Here is a 23,933-nt window from a genome sequence, read left to right on the forward strand (position 1 = left end):
GATAGGAGGAAATACATGAAGCATTTCAGTATGCAGGAAAGCCGCATCGTCATCAGCGAGGTCATGATGCCGAGCCAGGCGAACCCCAACGGCAACGTCCACGGCGGCGAGATCATGAAGCTCATGGATTCGGCGGCTTACGCGGCGGCGCGGCGCTATGCGCGCTCGAACGTCGTGACGGCGCGCGTCGATGAACTGGAATTCCATCTGCCGATCCGCATCGGCGATCTCGTCGTCGTGACGGCGGACGTCGTCTACGTTGGGCACAGCTCTATGGAGATCGCCGTCAATGTTATCGTCGAAGATCTCGATGACGGCAGCGAGCCGCAGCTTGGCCTGTCGGCGTATTTCACAATGGTGGCGCTTGACCGCAACGCACGGCCGAAAGCCGTGCCGCCCCTGGAGCTTGATACCGAAGAGGCGCGCGTCGCTTTCGAGGAAGGAAAGCGACGCTATGAGGAGCACAAGGCGCGCAAGAAACGCAAAGTGGCAGTGCCGGCGGGAATTGTCAAGCGCGGTCAGGGGAAGTCTGAGGACAACGGGAAATAGACAAAAAAGAAGGGCAAGCCGCAAGGCGAGCCCTTCTTTTTCGGGATAGAGAAAGAATTAGATTTTCAAGCAGCAGGGAGGCACAGAAGTGTGGAAAGGGCCACCGTTGCCGCTGGCATCGAGCCGGCTGCTGGATTCCTGCTCGATACGGAAAGTATAGCATGGTAAGATTAAAGGAAAGGGGCAAGTGCAGTTAAAAAGCAATTAACAATTCCGACTGAAATAGAAGGGATTGTTAATTGCTTGACACAGTTGATATAATGATAGGACAACAGGGCAAGAAAATTGCTGAATCGTGAGGTTTTGCAGCGGGAGTTCATGCGAGAAAAAGGCGCACGCTTCTTGTTCGCAGAACCTTGGTGACTGAGCGAGAGAGGAATGAGCATCATAGATTTCAAGGTTTTGCAAAAAGAGGACAAGCCGCTGCTCGACTGTTTTTTTCGGGCGCGTTACTATGAGAATTCGCACTTCAATTTTACGAACCTCTACATGTGGCACGAACCGTACAAGATCATGTGGGTGAAGGAAGACGATGTGCTTTATATGAAGGCTGAGTGGGAGGGGAGAGAATTCGCCATGCAGCCTTTCGGCCCGGAGGAGAAGATGGCGGCTGCCGTCGGACGCTTCATCGACTACTTTAAGGCGCAGGGAAAGCCCGTACGCTTTTCGGGCGTCGAGCGCTCCTTTGCGGACATCCTTGAAAATTACGAGGGCGCGGCCTTTGCTGTCGAGTCTGACCGCAACAACTTTGACTATGTCTACCTCGCCGACGATCTGATAAAGCTGGCAGGACGCAAGTTCCATTCGAAGAAGAACCATCTGAACAGCTTCCGCAAAAATTATCCCGAGGCCGAGTATCAGCCCATTACGGATGAGATCGTCACGCAATGCAAGCTGACGATCAACAGCTGGTACAAGCAGCATGCGCAGGAAGCTCCCGACGATCCGTTCATCGCGCTTGAGCGTCAGGCGATCATCGAGGTCTTGAACAACTTCGAGGATTTTCAGCTCAAGGGCGGTGCGATCCTCATCGGACAGCGCGTCGTCGCCTTCACCTTCGGCGAGCAGCTCAACGACGACACGGCGGTCATCCATGTGGAAAAGGCAGATCCCGAAGTGCGCGGCGCGTACCCTGCGATCAATCAGGCGTTCGTTGAGCACGCGTGGTCCGATATGACGTACATCAACCGCGAGGAGGACATGGGCATCGAGGGGCTTCGACAGGCGAAGGAGTCGTACAAGCCCGTTAAGCTCATTGAGAAGTTCAATGCTTGGATGAGATGAAGAAGCACTGAAATTGTCATGACTTCTCTAAGAAAGTGTGGTGAGACCTGTGCGTTTGCGCGGCAGCTTGGCACTCTTTGTCGCCGCCTTCATCTGGGGTACGACATTTGTCGCTCAGTCCGTCGGCATGGAGGGCATCGGTCCTTTCACATATGGTGCGGCACGCTATGTCGTCGCTGTCCCCGTCGTCTTTCTCCTGTGGCTCTTTTTCGCGCCCAAAAGACGCGCGGCGAAGGCGGCGGGTACGTATCGTCCGGGCTTTAAGGCGGGCGCTCTCGTGGGCGTGATCCTCTTCCTGGGGACGACATCGCAGCAGGTGGGCATGCAGTATACGACGGTGGGAAAGACGGCGTTCATCACATGCCTTTATCTCGTCCTCGTGCCGCTTGCCGCCGTATTTTTCGGCAGCCGCATCCGTCCGCTTCATTGGGGCGGCGCGGTTTTGGCGCTCAGCGGACTTTATCTCCTCTCGATGAAGGATGGCTTTTCCCTCTCTTACGGCGATGCGATCATGGTGGGAAGTTCGCTCCTCTGGACGATGCACATCCTCTGCGTCGGCCGCTTCGCGTCCTTCGTCGATGCGGTGGAGCTTTCCCTCGCGCAGCTCTTCGTCTGCGCCTGTGCGAGTCTGGCGCTCGCTTTTCTCTTCGAGCAGCCGACCGTCGCGGGCATCGAGGGCGCGGCGACGGCGATCCTCTATGCAGGGATCATGAGCTCGGGCGTCGCCTTTACGCTGCAGATCGTCGGACAGCAGTACGCTGAGCCTGCCTTGGCGGCCGTCATCATGAGCCTTGAGTCCGTGTTCGGAGCGCTTTCGGGCGCAATCCTCCTCGGTGAGTCGATGAGCGCTGCCGAGCTTTCCGGCTGCACCTTGATGCTTGCGGGCATGCTCCTCGCGCAGCTTGCGGGAGTTCGCGGGATGAAACGTCCTCAAACAGAGGAGGAGAACGGGACGAATTAAGCATTTTCCCTCTTTTTGCAGGAATGGCGAGAAGAATGGCGAATAAAAGCAAGTGGATAATTGACAAAGAGGGATGGATCTGCGAGGCATAGAGAGGGGGAACCGCTTCCATGATGACGGATGATACGAAGATCAAGAGAGCGGTAGTCACGATAAAGATCATCGGCGTGGGCGGCGGTGGCAACAGCGTCATCGAGCGTATAGCCGAGGGAAACGAGCTTGATGTGGAGCTGATCGCGATCAATACGGATGCGAAGCAGCTTGCCTATATGGAAGAGGCGGGCATCAAGGCGCTCGCTATCGGACGAGAGCTGACGAAGGGGCTCGGCACGGGCGGCGTGGCGGATCTCGGGGAAGCAGCGGCGAAGGGCGACGAGGCAAAAATCAAGGAAGTTTTAAAGGGCGCCGACCTCGTATTTGTCACGGCGAGCATGGGCGGCGGCGCGGGCACGGGCGCGGCGCCCGTCGTCGCAAAAATTGCCAAGGACATGGGCATACTGACGGTCGGCGTCGTGACGGTGCCCTTTTCCTTTGAGGGCGCGCGCAAGAAGCGCATCGCCAATGAGGGCATCGCAAAGATGCAGGGAAATCTTGACGCCTTGATCGTCGTACATAACGACAACCTCATGAAGCTTCCCGAGAACAAGCACATGACGCTCGTCAACGCGTTCAAGGCGGCGGACGACGTCCTCCGTCAGGCGATCAACTGCATCGCGGAATTGATTCTGACGACGGGCGAGATCAATGTCGATTTCGCCGATCTCACGTCGACCTTCCGGCAGAGCCAGAGCGGCGATGCGCTCCTCGGCATCGGCGAGAGCCAGAGGAGTGCGATCGAGGCCGTGCAGAAGGCAGTGGAAAGCCCGCTCGTCGAGAAATCTCTGACGGGCGCACGCGGCTTGATCCTGAACCTCAGTGGCAGCGAGCGCATGACGCTCGACGACGTGGGCGAGGCGACGAATTACATCCGGGAAAACACGCACCCCGATGTAAATATCATTCTTGGCACGGTCATCGACTCTTCCATGGGACAGACGATCCGCGCGACGATCATCGCGACGGACTTCGTCGATGGCGTCGTCATGAAGGCGCAGCGCATGGAGGCGCCCGAAAGCAAGCTCAAGACGGAGAGCATCGCCTCCTTGGAACCGCCGTCTTTCATGAAGCAGCCGACAGAGAAGGTTCCGGCCTTCGCCTCGCGCAGCGATTTCGCTCTGCCGAAGTTCGATCCGTTCCATCCGAAGAAGTGAGCGGTGCGTCGATGCGTCAGCATCCATGCAGCTGAGAAGCTACGTTTGCTTGGAGAGGAGCGAGTTTTTATGGAGGAACGCTTTTGCCGCACGGCGATGCTCATCGGCGAGGCGGGACTTGTGCGACTCAAGGCGGCTCGTGTCGCTGTCTTTGGCATCGGCGGCGTTGGCTCGTTTGCGGCGGAGGCGCTCGCACGCGCGGGCGTAGGGCGTCTCGTGCTCATCGACAACGATGCGGTCGCCGCCTCGAATCTCAATCGTCAGCTTGCGGCGCTCTACAGCACGATCGGGCGCAGCAAGGCGGCGGTCATGAAGGCGCGCATCGAGGACATCAACCCTGCTGCTGAGGTCGAGATCATTGAGGACTTCTTCCTGCCCGAGCGGGCAGGTCTTTTTTTTCACGGGTCTTATGATTACATCGTTGATGCCATCGACACCATCGCGGGTAAGATCGGGCTCGTCATGGAGGCGAAGAAACGGACGATCCCCATCGTGAGCAGCATGGGGGCGGGCAACAAGCTCGACCCGACGAAGTTCGAGGTCGCCGACATCTATGAAACGAGCGTGTGTCCTCTGGCGCGCGTCATGCGCCGCGAGCTGAAATCGCGCGGCGTGGAATCTCTGAAGGTCGTCTATTCCAAGGAAAAGCCGCGAAAGCCGCTCTTCGCGCTGCGAGAAGAAAGCGCAGAAAAAGGCGCGCAGGCTTTTTCCAAGCAGCCGCCGGGCAGCATCTCCTTCGTGCCATCCGTCGCCGGGCTCATACTCGCGAGCGTCGTCGTGCGCGAACTTGCGGGACTGGCATTGGAATGAGTGGTCATTTCGTGTGCGTGGTATCTGCAGGCAAGTAGATGCGTAATTTGTACGGAAAATTTGCATGGATATGCAAGATATGTTATAATAGCATACGTAGTATATAATAGAATTATATCTGTAGGAGGTATGAACCATGCATTTGGGCAAACTAGGGAGAATCCTCTCAGCGGCGGCGCTCCTGATTTTTGGCACATTGCTCCTCGTCGGCTGCGGTGGCTCAGGAAGCAACAAGTTCATCAACATCGCCACGGGCGGCACGGCGGGTACGTATTACCCGATCGGCGGCGCGATGGCGGAGATCCTGAACAAGGCGATTCCCGGCATGAATGCGAGTGCGCAGTCCACGGGCGCGACGGTCGCGAACATCAACATGCTGAAGGAAGGCTCGGTCGATCTCGCCATCGTGCAGAACGACATCACCTATTATGCCGTGAACGGCACGGAGATGTTCAAGGACAAGAAGGTCGAGAACCTGCGCGGCATCGCAGCGCTCTACCCCGAGACATGCCAGATCGTCACGCTTGAGTCGACGGGCATCAAGAGCATTGCCGACCTCAAGGGCAAGCGCGTCGCCGTCGGTGCGGCGGGCAGTGGTGCGGAGGCCAATGCGCGTCAGATTCTTGAGGCGTACGGCATCACGTATGATGATATCGATGAGCAGTTCCTGTCCTTCGGCGAGGCGGCAAGCGCCCTGAAGGACGGCAACGTCGACGCGGCTTTCGTCACGGCAGGATTCCCGACGGCGGCGGTGCAGGACATCACGTCGCAGAACAAGGTGCGTCTCCTGCCGATCGAGGCGGACAAGGCGGACGCCTTGATCGCAAAGTACCCGTTCTACACGAAGACGAAGATTCCGGCGGGTACCTATGCGGGCTTCGATGAAGAAGTCCCGGGAATCTCCGTCATGGCGATGCTCGTTGCGACGGACAAGGTGGACGAGAAGCTCGGCTACGACATCACGAAGGCGCTTTTCGACAATATCGAGAAGCTGCAGGCGGCGCATTCGGCGGCGAAGCAGATTACGAAGGAGAGCGCGAAGGACGGCATGTCCATTGAGTTGAATGCCGGCGCAGAGCGCTACTACAAGGAATAAATGAAGAAGCGGCTGGGTGTGAGGCTCTTCTTTGCGGCTCTCGTGCTCGCGGCGCTTGCAGATTTCTTGGCACGCCCCCTGCTCGTCGTGGAAAGCGAGCAGGGGGCGCTCCTTTATGCGGAAAAAGCGTACGCGGGGATGCCTGTCGTGATTCGCTTCATCCATTCGGTGCAGAAGACGCCCGTGGAGGAAGACCTGCGCGTGGATGACGAAGTTTCGGGCTTCGTGCTCGACAAGACGCGCTACCAATCGTTCGGCGTGGGGCTGCCGTTCCTCGCGAGCGAGGGCGAGTTCCGCGCGGAAGGCGACTTTTTCGTCATGGACGGCATGGAGCGCCGCTTCCCGCGTCTTTCTCTGCGCACGGGGGTGGGAACGGAATTGACGCTCGTGCTCGACGGCACGGAGGAGAAGCTTTTTGAAAAGCTTCCGGCAGGAAGCCGCGTCGACCTCACAGTCATCGCCCCGTGGCGCTGGGGCATGGAGAAGCTCTTCGGCAAGGAGCTTGGAGCCGCTGCTGCGGCAGGAAAGGAATGATGTTCATCATGCCGGACAAGAAGCATGAGGAACTTGCAAAAGAAGTTCTGAAAAAATACGATAAGGAATCCGACGTCATCGAGCACAAGGGATTCATGGCGAAGGTCGTGGCGGTTCTCGCCATCGCGTTTTCCCTCTTTCAAATCTATACGGCGGTCTTCGGCGTGCTCGATGCGCAGCTGCAGCGTGCCGTTCATCTGGGCTTCGGCCTGACGCTCGTCTATCTGCTCTTCCCCATGCGGCAGGGCTGGTCGCGCGAGAAGGTGCATGCCGTCGATGTCGTCCTCGCCATCTTGGGTGCGGGCGCTCCCGCCTACATCATCTTCGCCTATCGAAGCCTCGTGATGCGTGCGGGAACGGTCAATTCGCTTGATCTCGTCGTAGGTCTCATCGGCATCGTGCTCGTCATCGAGGCGACGCGCCGCGTCGTCGGCATGCCGATGGTCTGCGTCGTGCTCTTTTTCCTCGCCTATGCATTCGCAGGGCCGTACCTTCCGGGCGTTCTCGCACATCGCGGACTGAATCTCGACCAGCTCGTCTCGCATCTCTTCTTCACGACGGAGGGCGTGTTCGGCATACCGCTCGGCGTGTCCTCGACCTTCATTTTCCTTTTCATCCTTTTCGGTGCCTACCTGGAGTCGACGGGGCTCGGCAAGTTCTTCATCGACCTTGCGAATGCCGTGGCGGGCTGGGCGCGCGGCGGCCCGGCGAAGGTCGCCGTGCTTTCGAGCGGCCTCATGGGTACAGTCTCGGGCAGCTCGGTCGCCAACGTCGCGGGCACGGGAGCCTTCACGATTCCCATGATGAAGAAGCTTGGCTATGAGCGCAACTTCGCGGGCGCGGTCGAAGCGGCGGCTTCGACGGGCGGACAGCTCATGCCGCCTGTCATGGGAGCGGCGGCGTTCCTCATGGCGGAGTTCGTCGGCGTGCCGTACTTCGACGTCGTCAAAGCGGCGACGATTCCTGCACTCCTCTACTTCCTCGGCATCTGGCTCGGCGTCCACTTTGAGGCGCGCCGCAGCAATCTCAAGGGCGTGCCGCGAAGCGAACTGCCCAAGCCGTGGGAGATTCTGAAGGAGCGTGGCCATCTCGCGATTCCTCTCATCGTCATCATCTATCTGCTCGTCTCGGGCTTCACGCCGATGCGTGCGGCTCTGTGGGCGATCGTGCTCGCCATCGCGGCCTCGTCTTTGCGCAAGTCGACGCGCATGAAGCCCGTAGAGATCGTGCGCGGTCTTGAAAACGGTGCGCGAAACGTCCTCGGTGTCCTCGTCGCCTGCGCTTCAGCGGGCATCATCATCGGCGTCGTGACGAAGACAGGGGTGGGCCTAAAGCTCGCGTCGGCTCTGCTCGATCTTTCGGGCGGCATGCTTTTGCCGACGATGTTCTTCACGATGATTACGTCGATCATCCTCGGCATGGGCGTGCCGACGACGGCGAACTACGTCATCACCTCGACGATTGCCGCTCCCGCGCTCGTCCAGATGGGCGTGCCCGTGCTCGCGGCGCACATGTTCGTCTTCTACTTTGGTATCATCGCCGACGTGACGCCTCCCGTGGCTCTCGCCGCCTTCGCTGGGTCTGCCATCAGCGGCGGCAAGCCGCTGAAGACGGGCATCAATGCCTCGAAGCTCGCGATCGCCGCCTTCATCATTCCGTACATCTTCGTGCTGTCGCCCGTCGTCCTCATGATCGATGCGACACCCATATCGCTCATCACTGTGCTCGTGACCTCGGTCATCGGCATGGTCGGTTTGAGCGCATCGATGATCGGCTGCCTCGTGAAGCCGTTGAACGGACTTGAGCGCGTTATGCTGTTCGTCGGCGGTCTTTTGATGATTCAACCAGGACTTGTGACCGATCTCGTGGGATTCCTTCTCCTGGCGTCCGTGCTCTTCTTCCAGCAGAGGCGCAGCAAAGCGGAGGCGAGCAGCCTTGGCTGAGGAAGGGAATCGCGAATAGAGCGAAAAAGCGTTGATAAGTGAGGTCTGTACATCTCAAAGCCTTCGATTGCCATTCCGGCGTCGGAGGCTTTTTCTTTGGTCGGAAGATGGATTTCCTCCATAAAGTTTTATGGAGGAAATCTTTGTCAAGTCTTGCATTTAGGAAATTTGTCGGTTATTATATATTCATAAGATCATCGGGTACACCCGACAACAGGAGGTCGCCATGCGCCGAGCACCTAGAACTGCATTGAGTCCGCTTTTGAAGCGGCTGAAGATTTATTTTGATGTGCTGAAGAGGACGACGTCCGGCTATCTTTATGTGGTGGATCTGCAAAATAAGGTGGCGATGACGTCGCCGAACATCGTGCGGGATTTCGGCATACCTGCGGAAACGATGGGATTTTCTGCTTTTCGCCAGGCTTGGCAGGAGATCATGCATCCGACGGAGCGCGAAAACGTCACGAAGGTCTTTGACGATGTGCTGCAGGGGCACACGAGAGAGGGCTGTGTTGAGTTTCGCGCGAGGACGCGCAAGGACGACTACGAGTGGATCGAGTGTCGCTGCGCTGCTGCGCTCGACCATGAGGGAAAGAGGACGCTCTATGCGGGAATCTTTCGGCTCATGGGACAGCGCATCCGTGCGGACGCCGTCACGGGACTTTTGAACAAGTACCAGCTGGAGCAGCGCATGAAGGCGGCGCTTGACGAGGCGCGCGAGACGGGCAGGGGCGGCGCACTGATGATTCTTGGCATCGACAATTTTAAGATCGTCAACGAAGCCTACAACCGCGCCTTTGGCGATCAGGTTCTACGCGAGGTTGCAAAGCGCATCAAGAAGATCCTCTCGACGGATTTCCGGCTCTATAAGCTCGACGGTGACGAGTTCGGCATCGTTTATCCGGGGGCGGATGAGGCGGATGTTGAAACTCTCTACCGGAGTATACAGACGGCTCTCTTGAAGCCGCAGCAGATTAACGAACACAAGTATTTCTGCACGGTGTCGGGCGGCACGGTGTTCTTCCCGCAGTTCGGCAAGGACTACCTCGTGCTGCACAAGTATGCGGAAGCGGCGCTGACCTTGGCGAAGCAGGGGGGCAAGAACAAGAACTGCATCTTCTCGAAGGAGCTTTACAACCGCTGGCTGCGCTCTTTGACGGCGCGCGAGGACATACGCCGCTCGGTGGAGGACGGCTGCCGCGGCTTCAGCCTGTGCTTTCAGCCGCAGGTGGGGGCGGAAAACCGGCGCATCATCGGTGCGGAAGCCCTGCTGCGCTGGCAGAATTCCAAGGGGCGCATGGTCGCGCCTATGGAGTTCATCCCTCTGCTGGAAGAGTCGCAGCTGATGATTCCCGTCGGCAAGTGGATTGCCGATACGGCAGTGCGCATCTGTCGTGAGTGGCAGAAGATTGTTCCCGATTTCTGCATGAGCATCAACCTTTCCTATGTGCAGCTGCGCGACCCGTCCTTCAAGGAGGCTGTCAGGGAATGTATTGAGCGCTATGGCGTAGATCCGGCGAGCATCGTTTTGGAGCTTACGGAGCACACGGTCATCTCGGACTGGGATTTCATCAATCGTCAGTTTGCCTCTCTGCGCGAGTATGGCCTGAAGATCGCCATGGACGATTTCGGCACGGGCTGTTCCTCCTTGGCGATGTTCAAGAACCTCTCGTGCGACATCGTGAAGATCGACCGGGCCTTCGTCAAGCAGATCTTGTGGTCGGACTTCGATCGCCGCATCGTGGACTACACGGTGGAGCTTTGCCACAGCATGGGCATGAAGGTCTGCATCGAGGGTGTGGAAACGCAGGAGGAGTATGATCTTCTGGCAAAGACGTGCAAGGTCGATTCCATTCAGGGCTATCTCTTCGGACGGCCGGAAACAAAGGAAGGATTCGAGGAAAAATTTTTGATGCGTCAAGAAGCGCACGGAAAGGAGCAGCTATGTCACGCACGAGCGATGAGATGAAGGGCGTCACGCATCTCGGCGAAAAGAACACGCAGTATGCGGCAGACTATGCGCCTGAGCTTTTGGAAACCTTTGAGAACAAGCATCCCGACAAGGATTACTGGGTCAAGTTCAACTGCCCCGAGTTCACGAGCCTCTGTCCGATTACGGGGCAGCCGGATTTCGCGACGATCACGATCTCCTACGTGCCCGAGCGGCGCATGGTCGAGAGCAAGTCGCTGAAGCTCTATCTCTTCAGCTTCCGCAATCACGGTGACTTCCACGAGGACGTCGTGAACATCATCCTCAAGGATCTCGTGCGGCTCATGGAGCCGCGCTACATCGAGGTCTGGGGCAAATTTCTGCCTCGCGGCGGCATCTCCATCGATCCGTATACGAATTACGGCAGGCCGGGCACGAAGTATGAGAAGCTCGCCGAAAAGCGCTTCTTCGAGCATGACCTCTACTTCATGGAAAAGGTGGACAACCGATGATCGAGGTCTATACGGGCGCGGGCAAGGGCAAGACGACGGCGGCGATCGGCCTCGCCGTACGTGCCCTAGGTGCAGGGCTTCGCGTCTACATCATGCAGTTCATGAAGAGCCTCGCCTACAGCGAGCAGAAAGTTCTGCAGGGATTCGCACCGCAGCTTGCGCTCTATACGACGGGCAAACCGTTCTTTATCGCGAAGGAAGGCATGCTGACAGAAGAGGAGCGTGCGGCATGGGGAGAAGACGTCGTCGTATTCCCTGAGGGTGAGCCGCCCGCTGACTACCTGAGGCTGATGCAGGACGGCTTCGCCGAGGCTGCCGCAGCTGCACGCTCGGGCGCTTGGGACGTCGTCATCCTCGACGAGCTGAACGTGGCTCTCTTCTTCGAACTCATCTCGCGTGAGGCAGTCGAGTCCCTGCTCAATGATCTGCCGCCCGAGCGAGAGGTCGTCCTGACGGGCAGGAATGCGCCCGATTGGCTGATCGCGCGAGCCGACCTCGTCACGGAGATGCGGGAAGTGCGCCACTATTATGCGAAGGGCGTGGCGGCGCGCAAGGGCATAGAGAATTGAAACGAGATGAAGCATGATGAGAGGGGGGCGAGAGCCGCTCTCTTTTTTTGGACTTTCCTTGGAAAAACTGTTATACTATAGCGTAGAAAACGGATGGCAGAGAGGTGCTGAATGTGCAGGAAGAAATGACGGGGGTTCGCGGCGATTTCGTGGAGCAGATCGTGGCGGAGAGCGGATCTTTTTTGAATACGGCCGTGGCTTTTGCGAACGGACGAGGCGGACGCATCATTTTCTACGGTGAAAGCGGCAGGGGCTTTTCAGCAGAGGCGGAGCTCATTCCGTGCATAGATGAGATCACGCAGAAGATTTTCGACAGCTGCGAGCCGCGCATTTTTCCGCGTGTCGGTGTGGAACTGCAAGATGGACGGCAGGTCGTCGTCGTGGAGATTTTCCCCGGTATGGAAAAGCCGTATTTCGTCAAGGAATTGGGCATGATGGATGGCACCTATGTGCGCGTCGGCGGCGCGACGCGCCTCGCTGAGCCGTATCAGGTGCAGGAGCTTCTTCTTTCGGGCACGAACAGCAGCGCCGATCAGCTCGCGGCCGAGAGCACGGTCAGTGATGTGGAAATCGAGGAATTCTGCCGCATGATGTACGGCGAGGCGGAGAAACGCCGCGCTGATGATGATGTCGTGCGCCTGCAGAAGGAGGATCTCCTGGCATGGAAGCTTCTTCGTGAGGAGGAGGGCGAGTGCCGCGCGACGGGCGGCTGGCATCTGCTCGCAGGAACGGCGGAGGAACTTTTTCCCGAGGGCTTCATCCAGTGCGCCGAGTATCTTGGTGCGACGCGCCTTGATTTCGTCGGCGGCGAAGAGTTTGCCGGTTCTCTGACGGAGCAGGTGGACGGTGCGGCGGACTATGTGCAGGAGCGTCTTTTGGCGCGGGGTGTCAAGGCGCGCGGCTTGGAGGAGCTTCCGGAAGGTCTCATGCGCCGTCTGCTTGCTCGCGCTGTCTGCCAGAGGAACTATGCGGCGCCGGGACGCATCGCCCTCGTGCTTTACGAGGATCGCTTGGAAATCACCGTACCGGGATTGCTGGAAGAGGACATGACGATCTGGAAGCTCAAGACGGGCTTCTCCAAGATACGCAACCGCGCGATTGCGGCGGCGTTCCTCTACATGGGCATGATGACGGGATTCCAGAGCATCCTGCCCGAGCTTTATCGTGCGGCGAAGCGGGCGCGCTTGCCCGAGCCCGCCGTCATCACGCTCGGCGATTCCGTGCGCATCAATCTCTATTGCCGTGCCGAGGAAGAGGCACAGCAGCACGAAGGTGTTGTCGAGGAAACTGAACTTGTGCAGACTGCTGAGGCCGCTGAGGAGTCTGAGCCTGTCCAAGAGCAGGAACTTGTCGGTGAAGCCGAACTCATGCAGGATGTTGAGGCCGCTGAGAAAGAGGAGTCTGTCCAAAATCAGGAGCTTGTCGTCGAAGCTGAACTCGTGCAGGATGTTGAACCTGTTGAGATCGTGGAGCCTGTTCAAGAGCAGGAGCCTGTCGAGGAAACGGAGCTTGCAGAGGAAGCTGAATCTGTGCAGGAAGTTGAGCATATAGAAGAAGCTGAACCTGCGCAGGAAGTTGAGCATATAGAAGAAACTGAACCTATAGAAGAAGCTGAACCTGTAGGAGAAGCTGAATCTATCCGGGAAGAAGAGCCTTTACCGGAGGAAATAGAGGAAGAGCAGGCGCCGTTGCAGGAAGAAAGCGGCGCAGGCGATGTTTTGGCATCCGGGACTTCGCTGGAAGATGGACAAGATGCGAGCCTTGTTCAAGAAGTGGAAGCCGATCATGAGCCGGATTTTGAGCCTGCGCCCGAGCTGAAGCTTGAACTTGAATCCCTTGCGGATCTCAAGGCGGATGATGTCGCCCTTGAGGAAGAGCCGGCAGAGCCGCGGGAAGAAAAGGTGAGCGCGGGGCAGCAGGAGCTTTCTTTCGATGTGGAAGAGTCTGCAGAAGCGATGGCGGAGGAATCTGCCAAAGAAATCGTGAAAGAAGTTTTGGAAAAGCCTGTGGAGGTTTCTTCAGAAGAATCTATGGAGGAAAGGCTTCTCCATGTGATTCGTGAGAATCCCAAGGTCACGCAGAAGGCCTTGAAGGAAGCGCTCGGCGTATCGATCGCCACGGTCAAGCGCATGACGACGGCACTGCACAAGGCGGGCGTCATCGAGCGCACAGGAACGAATCGCAGTGGCGAGTGGCATATCCTCAAGGATTGAGAAAGCGGAAAGCAAAGAGAAGCAAAGAACCCACCACGCCGAGCGGGCATGGTGGGTTTCTGTATCAGGCAAAGTATTGGAAGTAGCAGATGGCCGCGAAGAGGGCGAAGGAGAGGGCGATGAAGAACATGCTGGCGCGCGTCATCCAGAGTTTTTCCTTCTCGCCGAAATTTCCCTGCTTGTAGCCGTAAATGAGGAGGAGGGAGGCGGCGAGGGAGCCGTACATCGAGCGGTTCAGCCACGTCATTTCCGACCAGCCGATGAACGCGATGAAGAACGTGAGCGCAATCATGATCAGGAGGAAGGTGTCCTTGCCCTTTTTTTCAGGGCGCTTCTCCGTATTCGTGCCGCCCGCCTGCGACTTCAGATTCCGGCGGATCTTCTTCAGTTGTTTCGCCATATCGAATCCCTGCTTTCTATGCAATAATTTCTTTTTTCATATCTTTTCTATTATACATGGGATATGAGAACTTGGCAATGTGCTTGTCGCTCTTAACATTTCGTAGTAGAATGAGATAGTATGATACGGAGGGAAACGAGATTGTTCATTCATAGAATACATTTGGCTAGGATGGGGGAGAGATATGATACGGGAGCAGCGCAGCAGGGAGAAGCTTGAGGCGTATTACCAGAGGTTTCGCGACGAAGGAGAGATTGATGTCAACGTGCATCCGTGGGTGGCCGAGGCGTGGCGTGAGAGCAGGCGGCTCGGTGTGCCGTCGATGGGGACGGAGCCGAAGCGTGTGCTTTCTGCGGAGGATTTTTGTGCACTGCAGAAAAAGCATGCCCCTGCCATCGACTGCCTTCTGCAGCTGACGGAGGGCGTGCAGGAGTTCTTTGCGCGTTACGGCTTGAGTCTCTTGCTGCTCGATGCCGAGGCGCTCGTCTTGAAGAGCTGCACGCTGCCCTTCATGCGTCTGCCTCCCGGCAAGGTCGAAGGCTCGCGCCTTGGTATCGAAGAGATCGGCGCTTCGAGCATCAGCATAGCGAAGGAGAAGCGTGTGCCGTTTTGGGTCTTCGGGCCGGAGATTTGGCGCGAGGCGTCTCACGAAAGCGATGCCTGTACAGCGCCCGTCCTCGTCAGCGGCGAACTGCGCTATCTCGTGAACATCGTCGTGGACGATCCGAAGCTCGTGCCGCAGGATGCCGTCATCGCTCAGCTTCTGCTCATCGCGCGTTCGCTTGAGGCCGCCTTGGCGCGCGACCTCAGACTGCAGGCGCAGGAGGCAATCTTGGATGCCGCGCCGTTCGCCGTCTATCATATCCTGCCGAGCGGCGAGGTCGCTTACGCGAACCGCTTGGGATTGGAGCGTCTCACGCGCATCGGAGCGCGCGATCAGGCGACGAGCCGTCTGTCGAACCTTAACGACATCGTTTTGAATTATCGTCACACGCCGATCTATCAGGGATTCAGCGGCACGCCCTGCTACAACAAGGAGGTCACATGGATCACGGAGGCGAAGACGTATGAGGACGTCACGACCGTCGTGCCGATCGAAAGCCCTGTGACGCGCGAGGTCAATGGCGTCGTGACCGTTTCCATGCCCATTGAGGATCTTAGAATGCTCGTCGCGCACACGGCGGGCTATACGGCGAAGTACAGCCTCGCCACGATGGCAGGCAAGGGACAGGCGTTCCAAGCGCTGCGTGAAAAAGCGCTGCGCGTGGCGAGGGGAAAGAATCATGTGCTGCTGCAGGGCGAGGGCGGCACGGGCAAGCAGCGTCTGGCGCACGGCATACATCAGGCGTCGGCGCGCGCGGCGGGGCCTTTGATTTCCTTCCGCTGCGGCGATGTGCAGCCGGAACTTCTGGACGAAGAGCTTTTCGGCGCGGCGGTTTCCCCCGATGTCAGCCGTCCCGGCAAATTGGAGCTTGCCTTTGGCGGCACGCTCTTTCTCGATGAGATCGAGAAGCTGCCGAAGAAGACCGCGGCCGCTCTCGCGGCGGCTCTGCGCGAGGGCAAGGCGCATCGTCTCGGCGAGACGGTCGTGCGCCCCATCGACGTGCGGATCATCGCCGACTGTGACGGTGATCTCAAGCGCTTGACGGAGCGAGGCCTCTTCGACCGAAGTCTCTACGACATCGTTTCACGCAGCGTCATACGCATGCCGGCGCTGCGCAACCGACGCGAGGATATCCCCCTGCTCGCCGAGCAGATTATCTGCGAGCTAGCCGAGCAGCACCGCATGGAGAGGAAGCGGCTTCTGCCGGAGACGCTGACGATTCTTGAAGAGTACGATTGGCCCGGCAACATCAAGCAGATGCAGAGCATCTTGGAGCAGGCGTTCTTCCATACGGAGGGCGTGGCGATTTCGCCCGAGAACATCAATCTCATGGGCGACGTCAAGCCCGATGATGACTGGAAGACGGATCGGGAAATATTCCTGCGTGCATGGCAGGCGGCGGGCGGCAACGTCAGCCGCTTGGCGAATCTTCTCGATGTCAGCCGCGTCACGCTGTATCGCTATTTGAAGAAGTTTCAGTTGGAAAAAGTGTAAGGAGGAAGTTCTGTGCGACTGCGCAGGAAGCCGTGGGTGGATGAGGCCATTCACGCATACGATGATTTTGTCTATCCGAAGGATCGCCCGGCGGGCGAGGCGGAAAGGGGACGTTGGAAGGAGATCTTCGGACGCGAGGCGCCGCTCTTTGTCGAACTTGGCACGGGCAAGGGCGATTTCATCCGTCAGATGGCGGAGCGCTCCCCTGAGGTCAATTTCATCGGCATCGAGAAGCAGCAGGATGTGCTCATCGCGGCGGCGAAGAAGGTGCGCGAGAAGGAGCTGAAGAATGTGCGCCTGCTCGTCTTCGACATCGCCCAGCTTGAGAAAATTTTTGCGCCGGGGGAAGTCGATCGTTTCTTTGTGAACTTCTGCGATCCGTGGCCCAAGGCGCGTCATGCGAAGCGCCGCCTCACGCACCACAGTTTTCTCGCTCGCTACAAGGAACTCCTCGTGCCCGGCGGCAAGCTTGTCTTTAAGACGGACAACCGCGCGCTCTTCGACTTTTCTTTGGAGGAGTTCCGCGAGATGGGGCTTTCGCTGCACGACGTTTCCTATGATCTGCACAGCGAGGCACGTCCCGACAACGTGATGACGGAGTATGAAAAGAAATTCAGCGGCAAGGGTGAGAAGATCAACCGCTGCGAGGTCACGTTCGCGTGAAGGAGGGGACTATGGAAAGACAGGAAGCCGCAGAAGAAAAGGGCAAGAAGAGCTTCTGGGTCAGCGATATGGAGGCGGTGCTCGCCATCTTCATCGTGCTCCTCGTCTTCGGCAGCATCAACGTGTTCAGCTCAAGCTTCATCTTGGCGGAAACGACGTTCGGCACGCCGTACTTCTTCTTGCAGCGTCAGCTTTTCAATCTTGCGGCGGGCTTCTTCTGCTTCTTTCTTGGCTGCCGCGTGAATTACCATCGCTGGCGTGCGTGGATCGTGCCCGTCGTCATAATCACGATCCTCTCGCTCATCGCAGTCCTTCTCGTGGGCGCGGAGGTCAACGGCTCGAAGCGTTGGCTCGGCACGGCAGGTTTTCAGATTCAGCCAGCGGAAATTGCGAAGCTCGTTTCCCTGATGCTCATTTCTGCTTATGCGGCATACCGTGTGCGAAATGACAAGCCCATCGACATTCTCTTCCCGAATCCGCAGTATCTGCTCGTCCTCTTCATGGGATTGTTGATCGAGCTGGAGCCGGACGGCGGCACGATGTTCATCGTCATCTTCGTGCCTTTCATGCTCCTTTGCATTGCAGGGCTTCAAAAGACGAAGGTGCTGACGACAGTCGCCATCTTCGCGGCGGCGGGCACGGCACTGTCCATCCTGCAGCCGTACCGCCTTGCACGCCTCAAGGTTCTGCTCGATCCGTGGGCGGATTCGCAGGGCATCGGCTATCAGACGGTGCAGTCTCTGTCCGCCATCGGCTCGGGCGGCCTCACGGGCATGGGGCTTGGCATGGGCGTGAGCAAGTACAGCTACCTGCCCGAGGCGCATACGGATTTCGCCTTCGCCATATTCAGCCAGGAGACGGGGTTTCTGGGCGTCATTCTCGTGCTCGTGCTCTACTCGGCATTCACCGTCTATGGTGCGCGCATCGCAAATGCCGCCTCTGACGCTTACGGACAGTTTCTCGCTACGGGCATCCTGCTGCTCATCAGCGGTCAGGCGGTCATCAACCTTCTGATGGTCGGCGGCCTCCTGCCTGTCATCGGCGTGCCGCTGCCTTTCATCAGCTACGGCGGCACATCGCTGATGATCAGCATGGCGAGCGTCGGCATCCTCTTGAACATTGGACAGCACGGCACGGGCGCGTCGAACCGCAGCAAGCTCCGGGAAGCCTTGGAGCGCGATGTGGCGAAGAAGAAAGCGGAGCGTCATCTGCGTCTCGTGAAGAAGTAGCAGGGGAGGGATTCTCTTGGAAAGCATCTATGGCAAGCAGGGAGAGGCGCTCCCTGAGATTCTAGGCGCGTTTCGCACGCGCATTGAGGAGATCAGCGCACGCGTCAAGGAGCGCACAGGATCGGCGCCCTACGAGCATCTGATCTGCCGCATCAAGTCGGACGAGAGCATGCGCGAGAAGTGCCGCCGCAAAAGCCTGCCCGAAACGCCGCAGTCGGCTCTCTGCAAGGTGCATGACGCCATCGGCGTTCGCGTCGTCTGCCGCTTCATCGATGACGTCTACGTCGTCGTGCGTGCGCTCAAGGCGCTTTCGGGCGTGACGGTCTTCGAGGAGAAGGACTACATTCGCGACGTGAAGCCGAACGGCTATCGCAGTTACCACATGATCGTTTCGATCGAAGCGCCGTTCGAAGATGTGGAAGGGAGGAACCCCGGGCATTTCTTTGTGGAATTGCAGCTTCGCACGCTCGCCATGGATTCCTGGGCGAGTTTGGAGCACGAGATGATGTACAAGCACACGGTCAAGAATCGCAAACTGTTGGCGGCGGAGCTCAAACGCTGCGCCGATGAGCTTGCCTCGTGCGACCTTTCGATGCAGACGATCCGCAACTTGATTCGAGAGACTGATGTGATGGGCGAGGTGATGGCATGAAGCTCCTGCTGGCGGAAGATGAAAAGGATATGGCGGCGGCGCTCGTCGCAGTTCTGGAGCATTCGGGCTACGAGGTCGACGCTGTTCGCGACGGCAGGGCGGCTCTGGCGCTCGCGCACAAAGGCACTTACGCCTGCATGGTCTTCGATGTGATGATGCCCGTGATGGACGGCGTGACGGCCTTGAAAGAGCTGCGTGCGGCGGGCGATACAACGCCCGTCCTGCTGCTGACGGCGAAGGCGGAAGTCGGCGACCGCATCGAGGGGCTTGACGCGGGGGCGGACGACTACCTGCCCAAGCCTTTCGCGATGGGGGAGCTGCTCGCACGTCTGCGTTCCTTGACGCGCCGCGCCGAAGTCTATGCGCCCGCCGAGCTGTCGCTCGGCTCGGTCACGCTCGACGTCGGAAAGCAGGAACTGGCGGCGAAGAGCGCCGTGCGCCTTGCGAGAAAGGAGACGCAGCTTATGCAGCTCTTGATGATGAATGCGGGAAAGTGCGTCACGACGTCGGAGATTTACGAGCGCGTGTGGCAGGGAGCGGAAGAGGGCGCGGACATCGTCTGGGTCTACATCTCCTACCTGCGACAGAAACTCAAGGCGATTCATGGCGACGTTGCGATTCGCGGTGAGCAGGGGGGAAGCTACACGATCTGCGAGGTGGGCTAGATGGAAATGGTATCGCGGCTGCGGCGCAAGTTCATCGTCCTAGGCACGGCTGCCGTCGTCCTCATCGTCTTCGTCGTGCTCGCCGCCTTGAACCTCGCGAGTTTCTACGACGAGGGAAGCCGCATCGAGGCGGTGCTCTCCTACATCACGCGCCACGACGGCAAGCTGCCCGAAAAGCGCATTGTCGACGAGGGCTTCGACTATACGCCGGAGTTTGCCTTTCAGACGCGCTACTACTGGGCGAAATTCAGTAAGGATGGTGCACTCCTTGCGGCGGATGCGAGCCACATCGCCGCCGTCACCGACGAGGAAGCCGAGGCATTGGCGACTCGTCTCGCTCATGGCGTCAGCCTGCGCGGCAACTACGAAGCCGATGGCGCCTACTACGCCTATCTCGTCACGAAGCTTGAGGGGGGCGGCTCCTTCGTCGTCGTCATGGACTGTACGCGCGAGATGCAGATGGTCTGGAACGGCGTGCGCTTTTCCGTCCTCGTCGGCATCCTCTGCGTGCTGCTCTACATCGCGCTCGTCGCGTGCTTCTCACGCTGCCTCGTCGCGCCCTTCGTGCGCAACTTGAAGAGCCAGCGACAATTCGTCACGAACGCGAGTCATGAGCTGAAGACGCCAATCGCCATCATCTCGGCGAATACGGAGGTGCTTGAGATCACGATGGGTAAAAACCAGTGGACGGAGACGATCTTGAAGCAGGTAAAGCGACTCTCAGGTCTCGTCAACGACATGGTCGCGCTCGCGAAGCTCGAAGAGCGCGTCTCGGAGCATTTCCACCCGATCGACGTCAACTGCGCGGAGACAGCGCGTGAGGTTGCCGCCTCCTTTGAACTTCCCGCGAAGGAGCAGGGAAAGCGGATCGTGACGGAAATCGAAGACGGCGTTCATGTGCTCGCCGACCAGCGCATCATTTACACATTGATGAACGTCCTCGTCGACAATGCCGTCAAATATGCAGACGACGGCGGCGACGTGCAGATCGCTCTCGCGAGCGGCAGGCGCGGGCGCGGCATGGTCTTTTCCGTGACGAATCCCTATGCGGCGGGCGAGGGCATAGACTATTCGCGCTTCTTCGAGCGTTTCTACCGCGAGGATGCGTCACATAACAGCGAGAAGGCCGGCTACGGCATTGGTCTGACGATTGCTGCTGAAATCGTCAGCTATCTCAAGGGAAAGCTCGCGGTTCGTTACAAGGATGGTGCGATCACTTTCGAGGCCGCACTGAAGTGAGGAGAAAAAAGATTGAAGCTCATTTCCATCGTTGTCCCCGTATTCAACGAGGAGGACAATCTCGAACATTTTTATCAGGCGATTTCTGAAGTCATGGCTGCGACGAAGTACGACTTCGAACTGATTTTTGTCGATGACGGCTCGTGTGACAAGAGCCGCGAGATCCTGCGCCGCTTGGAGGAAAAGGATGCACGCGTGCAGCCCATTTTCCTCTCGCGCAACTTCGGGCATCAGCTTGCCTTGACGTGCGGTCTCGACCACGCGGACGGCGCGGCTGTCATCATGATGGACGGAGACATGCAGCATCCACCCGCGCTGATTCCGACGCTTCTTGCCAAGTGGGAAGAAGGTTTTGACGTCGTGCAGACGATCCGTGAGACGACGGAGGGCGTCGGTTTCTTGAAGCGGACGACGTCGTATTGGTACTACAAGGCGCTCAACAAGATTTCGCGCGTCCACATCCAGGAGGGCGGCTCGGATTTTCGACTCATGGATCGCAAGGTCGTGCTGGAATTTCGCTGTTACCGTGAGCGTGCGCGCTTCATTCGCGGCATGATCGGCGCCATGGGCTACCGTCAGGTGCAGATCCGCTTCGTCGCGCCCAAGCGCTTTGCGGGCGTCTCCAAATTCTCGCCGCGAAAGATGCTGCACTTCGCGCTCGACGGCATCCTCGCCTATTCGACGGTGCCCCTGCGGCTGGGGCTTTACTCGGGGTTCATCTGCGGCATATTGAGTATCTTGCTGCTCCTCCATGTGCTTTACATCAAGTTCATCGAGGGGAGTGCCGTGCCCGGCTGGGCGACGATCACGGCCTGCGTGCTGCTCTTCGGCGGCCTGCAGCTCGTCGCGCTCGGCATTCTCGGCGAGTACATCGGGCGCATCTTTGAGGAGGTCAAGCGGCGGCCTCTCTACCTCGTCGCACGCGGCAAGCCCAAGGAAATCGCACGCATGGCGAGCGAGGACGCTGGGAGGGAGAAGGGAAGTCGTGAGGAGAGGAAAGGACATGACGATGAAGAAAAAGGAAATCATCCATGAGGTGCGCCGCTACTTTGTAATCCTTTTCGGCTGCGCCGTCTGCGGCGTCGGTATCAACCTCTTCATACTGCCGGCAAACTTGCTGACGAGCGGCCTCGGAGGCATTGCCATCCTCCTGCACTACTTTGTCGGCTGGCCTGTCGGCGCGCAGCTCCTCGTCTACAATTTGCCGATTCTCTACCTCGCGCATCGCTTCGTGGGAAAGCGCTACGCCGTCGATACGATCTTGGGCACGGTGCTCTTCTCCCTCGGCATCGATGTGTTCGCGCCGCTTTCGGTGCTGCATCCCGTGCACGACACGATGCTCAACGCCATCTTCGGCGGCGTCGTCTCGGGCATCGGCTACGGCGTCATCTTTCGCTTCGGCTCGAATACGGGCGGCGTCGACGTGCTCGGCGCCATCTTGAAGAAGTATTGGTCGATTGATGTCGGTACGGGCGTATTCCTGCTCAACATGCTCGTCATCGCAGCGTCGGCGGCGCTCTTTGATCTGGAGACGGCGCTCTTCACGCTCGTCTGCATCTATGCGACAGCGGAGCTTACGAACCGCTGGGCGGCGGGATTCAATCGCGAGAAGGCGATCTTCATCATCTCAGAGGAAAGCGAGAAGATCGGCGACGCCATCATGGAGAGCCTGCACCGCGGCGTCACCTACCTCGAAGGCCGGGGCGGCTTTCTGCAGGAAAAGAAAGCCGTCGTCTTCGTCGTCGTCTCCCTGACGCAGCTCGCACGCGTCAAGGCAATCTGCGATCGCTTGGACAAGAATGCGTTCCTCATCATCGCGAACGCTTCCGAAGTGCGCGGCAGAGGTTTTTCGCGCGAGCGCATCCTCTATCAGTTCGCGCAGCGCAAGGAGCTGATCGAGGCGCGGGAGAGGGAGAAGGGCGGGACGTGATTCAAAGGATGACCTCAGTAACGACAATAGGCAGAGCCGCATGGGATGGCGGCTCTGCCTGTTGTCGTTTTTGCTTATATTTTTTTGCGGCGGCACCGGCTCGATTCGTCCCGCTTCGATCGTCTTGTCAGCGAAGTCTCATTTCGCGCCGCGCTTTTCACGCAGGTAAACGTCCATCGCTTCCGCCACATGTTTGGCGTCGTTGACAACTTGGACGACGTTGCACGGGCCGAGGACGACGTCGCCGCCCGAGAAGACGCCGGGGCGGGTGGTGGCACCGGTTTCATCGACCTCGACCAAGCCTTTTTCGTTCGTCTCTATGCCCGTGGTCGTGCGCACGATCTTGTCTTTCGGATCTTGGCTGACTGCGATGACGGTGCTGTCGGCAGGACACAGGACAGGATCTCCTTCGCCCGTCAGTTTGCCTTCTTCGTCGAAGTGGCGGTCGCGCATCAAAGGTCCGTCCTTCGTGATGGAATCGACGCCCTTGCAGAACTCGAATTCCACGCCGTCTGCCTGCGCGTACTCGAATTCGCGCACGCTGGCGGCGACCTTGTTGCTGCGCGAATAGACCGTGACGTAGCGGCAGCCCTTGCGGATCGCGGTGCGCGCGACATCCATGGCGGAGTTGCCCGAGCCGATGACGGCGACGCGGTCGCCGAGAGCAAAGGAGTCGGGGTTTTGCAGATAGTCGACGGCGAAATGGCAGTTGCCGAGGCTTTCGCCCTTGACGCCGAGGCTGCGCGGTCGCCAGACGCCCGAACCGATGAAGATGGCGTCGTACCCGTCGGCAAAGAGCGTGTCGAGCGTCAGAAGGCCGCCGATCGTGCGGTTGGGTCGGATGCAGATGCCGAACTCACGCAGCTTTTTCTCATAGCGGTCGAGAATGCTCAGCGGCAGACGGAAGTCGGGGATGCCGTAGCGCATCATGCCGCCGATCTTGTCCATGCGCTCGAAAATCGTCACGTCGTAGCCCTTCTGCGCAAGCTTGATGGCAACGGTGATGCCGGCAGGACCCGAGCCGATGACGGCGACGGTCTGCCCCGTAGAAGGCGCACGCTCCAAGGTGACGCGGTCGAAGTAGGTATTCGAGATGTAGTGCTCGATGCTGGAGATCTGTATGGCGGATCCTTTGCGCAGTTGGATGCAGTTGCCCTCGCACTGCTTCTCATGGTCGCAGACGAGCGAGCAGATGATGCTCAGGGGATTGTTCTCGAAGAGCATAGCGCCCGCCTCGTTGATGCTGCCTTCGAGAAAGAGGCGGATCATCTCGGGGACGTTCGTCTGCACAGGACAGCCCTTGATGCGGCACAGGGGCTTTTTGCACTGGAGGCAGCGCCGCGCCTCGTCAATGACATGGATTGCCATGAAGATCACCTATCCTTTGTTGAATTGAAATATATTCC

22 protein-coding genes are annotated in these 23,933 nt (G+C 58.6%); 20 read left to right on the plus strand and 2 right to left on the minus strand.

All coding sequences use genetic code 11. The features are described from left to right. The first annotated feature begins 15 nt into the window (after window positions 1-15). The 12 genes from OL236_RS02430 (at window position 16) to OL236_RS02485 (ending at window position 13,651) form a co-directional block, all read left to right on the plus strand. The gene (locus tag OL236_RS02430) at window positions 16-549 is read left to right on the plus strand and encodes an acyl-CoA thioesterase (protein ID WP_009646479.1); all 534 of its coding nucleotides are present in this window, start codon (window positions 16-18) and stop codon (window positions 547-549) included. Between the two features lie 378 nt (window positions 550-927). Continuing rightward, the gene (locus tag OL236_RS02435; protein ID WP_265071177.1) at window positions 928-1,833 is read left to right on the plus strand and encodes a DUF2156 domain-containing protein; all 906 of its coding nucleotides are present in this window, start codon (window positions 928-930) and stop codon (window positions 1,831-1,833) included. Window positions 1,834-1,873: 40 nt separating this feature from the next. Then, a complete protein-coding gene (locus tag OL236_RS02440; protein ID WP_265071771.1) occupies window positions 1,874-2,794 on the plus strand; it encodes a DMT family transporter in 921 nt (306 codons plus the stop codon). A 110-nt stretch (window positions 2,795-2,904) separates the two neighbouring features. Beyond that, a complete protein-coding gene (ftsZ, locus tag OL236_RS02445; RefSeq protein ID WP_265071178.1) occupies window positions 2,905-4,044 on the plus strand; it encodes a cell division protein FtsZ in 1,140 nt (379 codons plus the stop codon). Window positions 4,045-4,113: 69 nt separating this feature from the next. Continuing rightward, window positions 4,114-4,854, plus strand: coding sequence for a tRNA threonylcarbamoyladenosine dehydratase (locus OL236_RS02450; RefSeq protein ID WP_265071179.1), 741 nt, complete (start codon window positions 4,114-4,116; stop codon window positions 4,852-4,854). Window positions 4,855-4,990: 136 nt separating this feature from the next. Continuing rightward, window positions 4,991-5,950 carry a TAXI family TRAP transporter solute-binding subunit gene (locus OL236_RS02455; RefSeq protein WP_009646419.1) on the plus strand — a complete coding sequence of 320 codons (960 nt, stop codon included), beginning with the start codon at window positions 4,991-4,993 and terminating at the stop codon, window positions 5,948-5,950. Next, a complete protein-coding gene (locus OL236_RS02460; protein WP_265071180.1) occupies window positions 5,951-6,484 on the plus strand; it encodes a DUF1850 domain-containing protein in 534 nt (177 codons plus the stop codon). Further along, window positions 6,481-8,427, plus strand: a complete 1,947-nt coding sequence (locus OL236_RS02465; protein WP_265071181.1) for a TRAP transporter permease — start codon at window positions 6,481-6,483, stop codon at window positions 8,425-8,427. Before OL236_RS02460 ends, OL236_RS02465 begins: the two co-directional genes overlap by 4 nt. Before the next feature lie 226 nt (window positions 8,428-8,653). Further along, the gene (locus OL236_RS02470; protein WP_265071182.1) at window positions 8,654-10,396 is read left to right on the plus strand and encodes a GGDEF and EAL domain-containing protein; all 1,743 of its coding nucleotides are present in this window, start codon (window positions 8,654-8,656) and stop codon (window positions 10,394-10,396) included. Further along, a complete protein-coding gene (gene queF, locus OL236_RS02475; protein ID WP_265071183.1) occupies window positions 10,372-10,869 on the plus strand; it encodes a preQ(1) synthase in 498 nt (165 codons plus the stop codon). Before OL236_RS02470 ends, queF begins: the two co-directional genes overlap by 25 nt. Continuing rightward, the gene (locus OL236_RS02480) at window positions 10,866-11,438 is read left to right on the plus strand and encodes a cob(I)yrinic acid a,c-diamide adenosyltransferase (protein WP_265071184.1); all 573 of its coding nucleotides are present in this window, start codon (window positions 10,866-10,868) and stop codon (window positions 11,436-11,438) included. The genes queF and OL236_RS02480 overlap by 4 nt, the downstream gene beginning before the upstream one ends. A 125-nt stretch (window positions 11,439-11,563) precedes the next feature. Continuing rightward, complete coding sequence (locus OL236_RS02485) at window positions 11,564-13,651, plus strand: ATP-binding protein (RefSeq protein WP_265071185.1); 2,088 nt, start codon at window positions 11,564-11,566, stop codon at window positions 13,649-13,651. Between the two features lie 64 nt (window positions 13,652-13,715). Here OL236_RS02485 and OL236_RS02490 read toward each other — a convergent pair whose 3' ends face one another. Beyond that, on the minus strand, window positions 13,716-14,051 hold the full coding sequence (locus OL236_RS02490) for a hypothetical protein (RefSeq protein ID WP_264919381.1): 336 nt from the start codon (window positions 14,049-14,051) through the stop codon (window positions 13,716-13,718). Between the two features lie 184 nt (window positions 14,052-14,235). Here OL236_RS02490 and OL236_RS02495 point away from each other — a divergent pair, with 184 nt between their 5' ends. Genes OL236_RS02495 through OL236_RS02530 form a run of 8 tightly spaced genes read left to right on the plus strand, consistent with a single transcriptional unit; the run spans window position 14,236 to window position 22,527 of the window. Continuing rightward, window positions 14,236-16,149 (plus strand): sigma 54-interacting transcriptional regulator, encoded by a 1,914-nt coding sequence (locus OL236_RS02495; RefSeq protein WP_265071186.1) that lies wholly within the window; start codon window positions 14,236-14,238, stop codon window positions 16,147-16,149. A 12-nt stretch (window positions 16,150-16,161) separates the two neighbouring features. Further along, a complete protein-coding gene (trmB, locus tag OL236_RS02500; RefSeq protein WP_265071187.1) occupies window positions 16,162-16,812 on the plus strand; it encodes a tRNA (guanosine(46)-N7)-methyltransferase TrmB in 651 nt (216 codons plus the stop codon). An 11-nt stretch (window positions 16,813-16,823) separates the two neighbouring features. Beyond that, entirely contained in the window at window positions 16,824-18,041 is a 1,218-nt protein-coding gene (locus OL236_RS02505) for an FtsW/RodA/SpoVE family cell cycle protein (protein WP_009646368.1), read from the plus strand. Between the two features lie 16 nt (window positions 18,042-18,057). After that, a complete protein-coding gene (locus OL236_RS02510) occupies window positions 18,058-18,693 on the plus strand; it encodes a GTP pyrophosphokinase family protein (protein WP_265071188.1) in 636 nt (211 codons plus the stop codon). After that, window positions 18,690-19,358, plus strand: a complete 669-nt coding sequence (locus OL236_RS02515; RefSeq protein WP_265071189.1) for a response regulator transcription factor — start codon at window positions 18,690-18,692, stop codon at window positions 19,356-19,358. The genes OL236_RS02510 and OL236_RS02515 overlap by 4 nt, the downstream gene beginning before the upstream one ends. Then, window positions 19,359-20,597, plus strand: a complete 1,239-nt coding sequence (locus OL236_RS02520) for a sensor histidine kinase (RefSeq protein ID WP_265071190.1) — start codon at window positions 19,359-19,361, stop codon at window positions 20,595-20,597. 12 nt (window positions 20,598-20,609) lie between these two features. Next, complete coding sequence (locus OL236_RS02525) at window positions 20,610-21,632, plus strand: glycosyltransferase family 2 protein (protein WP_265071191.1); 1,023 nt, start codon at window positions 20,610-20,612, stop codon at window positions 21,630-21,632. Then, entirely contained in the window at window positions 21,601-22,527 is a 927-nt protein-coding gene (locus tag OL236_RS02530) for a YitT family protein (RefSeq protein ID WP_265071192.1), read from the plus strand. Before OL236_RS02525 ends, OL236_RS02530 begins: the two co-directional genes overlap by 32 nt. A gap of 138 nt (window positions 22,528-22,665) precedes the next feature. Here OL236_RS02530 and OL236_RS02535 read toward each other — a convergent pair whose 3' ends face one another. Further along, the gene (locus tag OL236_RS02535; protein WP_265071193.1) at window positions 22,666-23,895 is read right to left on the minus strand and encodes an NAD(P)-dependent oxidoreductase; all 1,230 of its coding nucleotides are present in this window, start codon (window positions 23,893-23,895) and stop codon (window positions 22,666-22,668) included. Window positions 23,896-23,933: the final 38 nt, after the last annotated feature.

This window comes from Selenomonas sputigena, from assembly GCF_026015965.1.
In the GTDB taxonomy this organism is placed as follows: Bacteria; Bacillota; Negativicutes; order Selenomonadales; family Selenomonadaceae; genus Selenomonas.